7 protein-coding genes and 1 pseudogene are annotated in these 5,790 nt (G+C 51.1%); 1 reads left to right on the forward strand and 7 read right to left on the reverse strand.

Annotated features, from left to right (window positions below; all coding sequences use genetic code 11):
* Together ABYT30_RS14405 and ABYT30_RS14410 are read right to left on the reverse strand one after the other, a co-directional pair.
* A pseudogene (locus tag ABYT30_RS14405) lies at positions 1-93 on the reverse strand (bacterioferritin); the annotation flags it as partial.
* A gap of 421 nt (positions 94-514) precedes the next feature.
* Positions 515-712: a bacterioferritin-associated ferredoxin gene (locus tag ABYT30_RS14410; protein WP_184463491.1), complete on the reverse strand. Its 198-nt coding sequence runs from the start codon at positions 710-712 to the stop codon at positions 515-517.
* Between the two features lie 233 nt (positions 713-945).
* Here ABYT30_RS14410 and ABYT30_RS14415 point away from each other — a divergent pair, with 233 nt between their 5' ends.
* Complete coding sequence (locus ABYT30_RS14415; RefSeq protein WP_373082374.1) at positions 946-1,548, forward strand: peroxiredoxin; 603 nt, start codon at positions 946-948, stop codon at positions 1,546-1,548.
* Positions 1,549-1,672: 124 nt separating this feature from the next.
* Here the strand turns inward: ABYT30_RS14415 and ABYT30_RS14420 are convergent, their stop codons facing one another.
* From ABYT30_RS14420 to ABYT30_RS14440, 5 genes are all read right to left on the reverse strand, one after another.
* Entirely contained in the window at positions 1,673-2,257 is a 585-nt protein-coding gene (locus tag ABYT30_RS14420) for a superoxide dismutase (protein ID WP_373082373.1), read from the reverse strand.
* Positions 2,258-2,356: 99 nt separating this feature from the next.
* Positions 2,357-2,989 carry a ribonuclease T gene (rnt, locus tag ABYT30_RS14425; RefSeq protein WP_008251877.1) on the reverse strand — a complete coding sequence of 211 codons (633 nt, stop codon included), beginning with the start codon at positions 2,987-2,989 and terminating at the stop codon, positions 2,357-2,359.
* Positions 2,990-2,996: 7 nt separating this feature from the next.
* On the reverse strand, positions 2,997-4,031 hold the full coding sequence (gene pyrC, locus ABYT30_RS14430; RefSeq protein ID WP_373082371.1) for a dihydroorotase: 1,035 nt from the start codon (positions 4,029-4,031) through the stop codon (positions 2,997-2,999).
* Between the two features lie 147 nt (positions 4,032-4,178).
* Entirely contained in the window at positions 4,179-4,463 is a 285-nt protein-coding gene (locus tag ABYT30_RS14435; protein WP_373082369.1) for a ComEA family DNA-binding protein, read from the reverse strand.
* A 112-nt stretch (positions 4,464-4,575) separates the two neighbouring features.
* A complete protein-coding gene (locus tag ABYT30_RS14440; protein ID WP_373097217.1) occupies positions 4,576-5,634 on the reverse strand; it encodes a spermidine/putrescine ABC transporter substrate-binding protein in 1,059 nt (352 codons plus the stop codon).
* Positions 5,635-5,790: the final 156 nt, after the last annotated feature.

Below are 5,790 nucleotides of genomic sequence, written 5' to 3' on the forward strand. Positions count from 1 at the left end.
CATACGCGAGTGCAAAAAGTACTGGTTTATTGCGATGAGTTCGTTGCCGAGGGCTTTGTTGAGGAAGGCAATGACTTTGCTGTCACCTTTCATGGGTTTAATCCTTTACATGGTGGGTGGTTTTGCTAAGTGTGGACTGGGTGCAGCGAGTATTCAAGTTGAAACGATTGAGGGGGAGAGCGGAGCCACAAATGCAATTTGGTGTTCCTTACATAGACAGAGCTCGGCCTTAATGGGAGTGGTGCGCAAAAGTTAGGAGCCGGCTTAACCGCCGTCATACCGATGTAGATCGGTAACTAGCGCGTGCTTTTAGGATTAAGTGCTCGAGTTGAGTGTTAGCGCCGTTGCAGGGATGGGCTCCTGCCTCCGCAGGAGCGACGACCAAATAAATTCCCTAGAATTACAGGGTAGTCATGCCTGCGTAGGCAGGTATCCATGGTTTAGGTGCTGGAGTCTGACATTACTAGGCTGTGTAATGTTTGCGGCAGTGGGGGTATGTTTTATGAAAAGGAACTTAGGCGGCCGCGTAACAGAGGCTTTCGTCGTAGCTATTTAAGTAGCTGTCGTAAATCTCTCTAGCGACAATGCCGCACTTGCCGCACTGGCTGGCCAAGTCGAGCTGGCGGCGAACTTCGCGGAAGCTGCCTGCACCGGCATCAACGCTATCGCGAATATGCTTATCGGTAATTCCTTTGCAAAGACAAACGTACATACTGGATTCGATCTCGGTCAGCACTTTATTGAATGGCAACGATAATGCAAATGAGAATGCTTGTCAATTGTATGTGGGTTTATTAGATGATAGCGATTAGCTATTATCGCGATTAGAAAAATCAATGGGATAGATCGGGGGGCGGGTGTATGATTACCCGCCTGAATAATGCGTTTATAGTGGCTTTTGCGGCTATAAAATTAAACTAAAGATAAAACCGGAGGTTTATAAACATGGGTGTTTTAGTAGGTAAGCCAGCTCCAGATTTTACGTGTGCAGCTGTATTGGGTAATGGCGAGATTGTTGACACATTCACATTGAGCGAAGCAACGAAAGGCAAATACGCCTTATTGTTCTTCTACCCACTGGATTTCACGTTTGTATGTCCTTCTGAATTGATTGCACTTGATCACCGCATGGACAAATTCCGTGAGCTGGGTGTAGAAGTCATCAGTGTTTCTATCGATTCACAGTTCACTCACAACGCATGGCGCAACACCGCTATTAAAGACGGCGGCATTGGTCCTGTAACATACACTATGGCTGCCGACGTTCGTCACGACATCTGCCGTGCCTACGACGTTGAAGCTGAAGGCGGCGTTGCTTTCCGCGGTGCTTTCCTGATCGACAAAGAAGGCCAGGTACGCTCGCAGCTGATCAACGATCTGCCACTGGGTCGTAACATTGACGAGCTGGTACGTTTGGTTGAAGCCCTGCAATTCCACGAAGAGCACGGCGAAGTTTGCCCAGCTGGCTGGAATAAAGGCGACAAAGGCATGAATGCCTCGCCAGACGGCGTTGCTGCTTACTTGTCAGAGAATTCAGATAAGTTGTAATGAGGCAGGTCTGACGTCTGAAGTCGGACGTCAGATGTTAAAACAAAAAAGCCCGGTGCGTTATACGTACCGGGCTTTTTTTCGTCCGACGTCCGACTTCTGACCCCAGACTAAACTTCGCGTCTTATGCGAAGTTTTTAGCTGCAAATTCCCAGTTTACCAAGTTCCAGAAACCTTCTTCCAGATACTTAGGACGGGCATTGCGGTAGTCGATGTAGTAGGCGTGTTCCCATACATCGGCAGTGATCAGCGGCGTTTGACCTTCGCGGGCGATTGGGGTGTCGGCATCGTCAGTGTTAACGATTTCTAGGCTGCCGTCGCTGTTTTTAACAAGCCAAGTCCAACCTGAGCCGAAGTTGCCGACTGCTTTGGCGTTGAATGCAGTTTTGAATGCATCAAATGAACCGAAGGCTTTGTCGATGGCCGCTGCCAAATCACCGGTTGGTGCGCCGCCGCCGTTGGGGCTGAGGCTGTTCCAGTAAAAGGTGTGGTTCCAAACCTGGGCGGCTTGGTTAAACATCACGCCGCTAGAGGCTTTGATGATCTCTTCCAAAGTTTTGCCTTCAAACTCGCTGCCAGGAAGTAGCTCGTTGAGTTTAGTGACATAGGCGTTGTGGTGCTTGCCGTGGTGAAAATCGAGGGTTTCTGCAGAGATATGCGGTTGTAGTGCGTCTTTCGCATAGGGCAGTGCAGGTAATTCAAAAGCCATTGGATTCTCTCCTGAGAGTTGGTTTACGTGGTTAAATTGTGACTGTATTAAGGCGGGTATTCTCCGCCGCGATCTGCTTTTAAATATTCAAAAGCAAGATCAAGACCAACGCCAGCCGCCAAGCTGTTGCCAGCGATTGACGATCTGACAAAATAATTCAGCAGTCTTTAGTGCATCGTAGGCGGCGCTGTGGGCTTCGTTATTGTCGAAGTCGATGTCCGCTAGCTGACAGGCTCTGGCGAGCACAGTATGGCCATAAGCTAGCCCTGAAAGGCTGGCCGTATCCATCACCGAAAAAGGGTGGAAGGGGTTGCGTTTAATGCTGCTGCGCTCGATAGCGGCTAATACAAAGCCAAGATCAAAGTGCGCATTATGCCCAACTAGCACCGCGCGGGTGCACCCACTCGCTTTTACCTGCTGGCGAATTCGTTTCATCAATTCGCCCATGACAGTCACTTCTTTTTGTGCCTGCCGTAAAGGGTTATGGGGGTCGATGCCGGTAAATTCAAGGGCGGCGGGCTCGAGATTTGCGCCTTCAAAAGGTTCCACGTTGTAGCTGACGGTGTCATCGGGCTCAAGTTGGCCGGAGTCGTCCATGCGCAGAAAGGTAGCGGCGATTTCCAATACCGCGTCGGTTTGGCAGTTAAAGCCGCCGGTTTCAACGTCGATAACCACCGGTAAAAAGCCGCGAAACCGTTGGGAGATCATTGATTTTTCATCACAAAAGTCCATGTCGGTCTCAGCCTATCTGCCAGTGGAGTTGCTCGCCACCGCGCAGAGGATAAATAATATCGCTGCCGAGCGGGAGCTGTTCCGGGGCGGTCCACGATTGTTTGATTAAGGTAATACTGTCGCTATTGCGGGGCAGGCCGTAAAAGTCGGCTCCGTAAAAGCTGGCGAAGGCTTCGAGTTTGTCGAGGGCGCCAGCGGCCTCAAAGGCTTCGGCGTACATCTCGATGGCTGCGTAGGCAGTATAACAGCCTGCGCAGCCACAACTGGTTTCTTTACGATTTTTTGCGTGGGGCGCAGAATCGGTGCCGAGGAAAAATTTGGGACTACCTGAGGTCGCGGCGCTGATTAAGGCTTGCTGGTGAGTGTTGCGCTTAAGTATGGGCAGGCAGTAGTAGTGCGGGCGAATACCACCGGCGAGCATGTGATTGCGGTTGTACAGCAGGTGGTGGGCGGTAATGGTGGCGGCGATATTGTCGCTGGCTGCACTTACAAACTGCGCGGCATCGGCAGTGGTGATGTGTTCCAGCACCATTTTCAGTGCTGGAAAATTTGCGGCGATAGGCGTTAGGTGGCGGTCAATAAAGCGGGCTTCGCGGTCAAAAATATCAATATCGGCGTCGGTCACTTCACCGTGAACCAATAATGGTAGACCGTGTTTCTCCATTGCCGCTAGCACGGGGTAGAGATTTTCGATGTTGGTGACGCCGGAGTCTGAGTTGGTGGTGGCGCCAGCGGGGTAGAGCTTGGCGGCAAAAACCGTGTCCGAGGCCGCCGCCGCGGCGATATCAGCTGGCGTGGTCTTGTCAGTGAGGTAGAGTACCATCAGTGGTGTCAATTGGTGACCTGTGCTTGGCAATGCTTGCACAATGCGCTGCCGGTAGGCATTGGCTTCGGCCAAATTGCGCACGGGCGGCGTCAAATTGGGCATCACAATAACGCGGCCAAAGTAGCGGCTGGCATCGGCTACGGTATGGCTTAATACCTCGCCATCGCGCAGGTGGATGTGCCAGTCGTCGGGGCGGGTAATCTTTAAGGTTTGCATGAAAGGCCTTAATCAATGTCGGCGGCTGAGATGCTGATTAGCATCGGAGCGGGGGCAATGGTTCTGGCGCAGAATGCTACAGGAATTCGGTACGTGTATAAACACCCACGGCATGGCGCCGCGGGTGTTTAGGGCAAAGTTGCCGAACTAATGCTGATCTTGCTGGGTAAATTCCAGTTCGTCGCCATTGGCAGAGATAATGCTGCTGCCGATGCCGGGAACCTTGAGCAGGTCTTCGGCGCTTTGGAAGGGGCCGTGTTCTCTGCGGTATTGAATGATCGCCGCGGCGCGGCTTTCCCCAATGCCTTTAAGGTTTTGTAACTCTTCGGCGCTGGCGGTATTCACGTCTAGGGCGTGGCCAGAAAAAGAGATTATTAGCAGACTGCTTAAGAATACGAGTTTAGCCGACCAGCGGCGTAGAGAGGTTTTCATCAGCAAATTCCCTTTGGTTGATGAGTACAGCTACGGTTTATTTTAAGCGGCGCAATGGCACCGCTTAAAATAGTAGAACAGCTGAGTTGGTTTGCAAAGCCCTTTGGGGGATTTAGCGAACCTTGATCTCGGTCCACAGTTTGTTGGTTAAGCGGCGTTCTTTCGCATTGCGGGCACCAACGGTTTCCAGTTTCGCTTGGAGCTCTGGGGTTGGGAAAATGGCGGTGATGTTGAGGATATCCTCGTCAATAAAGGGGGTTGCTGCCGCATTGGGGTTGCCGGTACCCACAATGGTGGTCAGTTCCGCCGCATTCTGCGGGTCCATCATAAAGTTGATAAACATATGGGCCAATTCGGGATTGCGGGCTTTTTTGGGAATGACCATATTGTCTAATGCTAATACTGCGCCCTGCTTGGGTAGCACAAAGTTAATTTTGAAATTGCGTCCGGCCTCTAAGGCATCAGCGCGGGCTTGGAACATATCGCTGGAGTAGCCGTGGGCAACCCAAATATTGCCAACAGTAAGCTCTTTAATATAGCTCGAGGAGTTAAACGCTGCCCAGTAGGGTTTGGCTTTCAGTATGACCGCTTGGGCTTCTTTGAGGTGTTTTTCATTGTTGTCATTAATGGAGTAGCCGAGGTATTTGAGGGCCGCGCCGAATAATTCTTCGGCGTCATCCATTACCGTAACCTTGCCTTTAATTTTGGCCAATACCGCGGGATCAAAAATAATGGACCAGTCGGCGGGGTCGATACCCAGCTCGGTGATTTTGTTTTCATTGTAGCCAACCAGCGTTGTGGTAAAGGCATAGGGTAGCGAGTAAATATTGCCGGGGTCGTAGGCCTTGTTCATATAGCCGGCAGCGCTATTGCCAATATTGCTAAGTTTGGATTTATCCAGTGGCATCAAGAAGCCCTGTTTGGCCAGCGCTTCAACAGCGTTTTGGGTGGGAATGACCACGTCGTAGTCACCGCCTCCGGCCAGCAATTTAGCCATCATTTCTTCGGTGGCTGAGAAATAATCTTGCACCACTTTGCAGCCGCACAGCGCTTCAAAGCGCGTGACGGTATCTTCGGCAATATAGTCGTTCCAATTGAACAAGTGTAAGGCTTTATCAGCCAAGGCAAATTGCGAAAGGCACAGCACAAAACAGCAAAGTAACTTTTTCACGATAGCGTCCTTCTCGAAGGGTGGGGGTTATTGCCGCAAAGCCGCCGGCGAAATTTTCGATAGTGCAGTGATCAGTATCAGCGTGACCAGCATCAGCAGCGTTGATATTGCGTTCACTTCTGGGGTAACCGCAATTTTAACCATTGAATAGATCTC

The organism is Zhongshania sp., assembly GCF_041623545.1.
In the GTDB taxonomy this organism is placed as follows: Bacteria; Pseudomonadota; Gammaproteobacteria; order Pseudomonadales; family Spongiibacteraceae; genus Spongiibacter.

Excerpts from the sequence above, each read along its gene's own strand:
- ABYT30_RS14410 (WP_184463491.1), bottom strand. The coding sequence starts at position 712 with ATGTACGTTTGTCTTTGCAAAGGAATTACCGATAAGCATATTCGCGAT.
- ABYT30_RS14415 (WP_373082374.1), top strand. The coding sequence starts at position 946 with ATGGGTGTTTTAGTAGGTAAGCCAGCTCCAGATTTTACGTGTGCAGCT.
- ABYT30_RS14420 (WP_373082373.1), bottom strand. The coding sequence starts at position 2,257 with ATGGCTTTTGAATTACCTGCACTGCCCTATGCGAAAGACGCACTACAA.
- rnt (WP_008251877.1), bottom strand. The coding sequence starts at position 2,989 with ATGGACTTTTGTGATGAAAAATCAATGATCTCCCAACGGTTTCGCGGC.
- pyrC (WP_373082371.1), bottom strand. The coding sequence starts at position 4,031 with ATGCAAACCTTAAAGATTACCCGCCCCGACGACTGGCACATCCACCTG.
- ABYT30_RS14435 (WP_373082369.1), bottom strand. The coding sequence starts at position 4,463 with ATGAAAACCTCTCTACGCCGCTGGTCGGCTAAACTCGTATTCTTAAGC.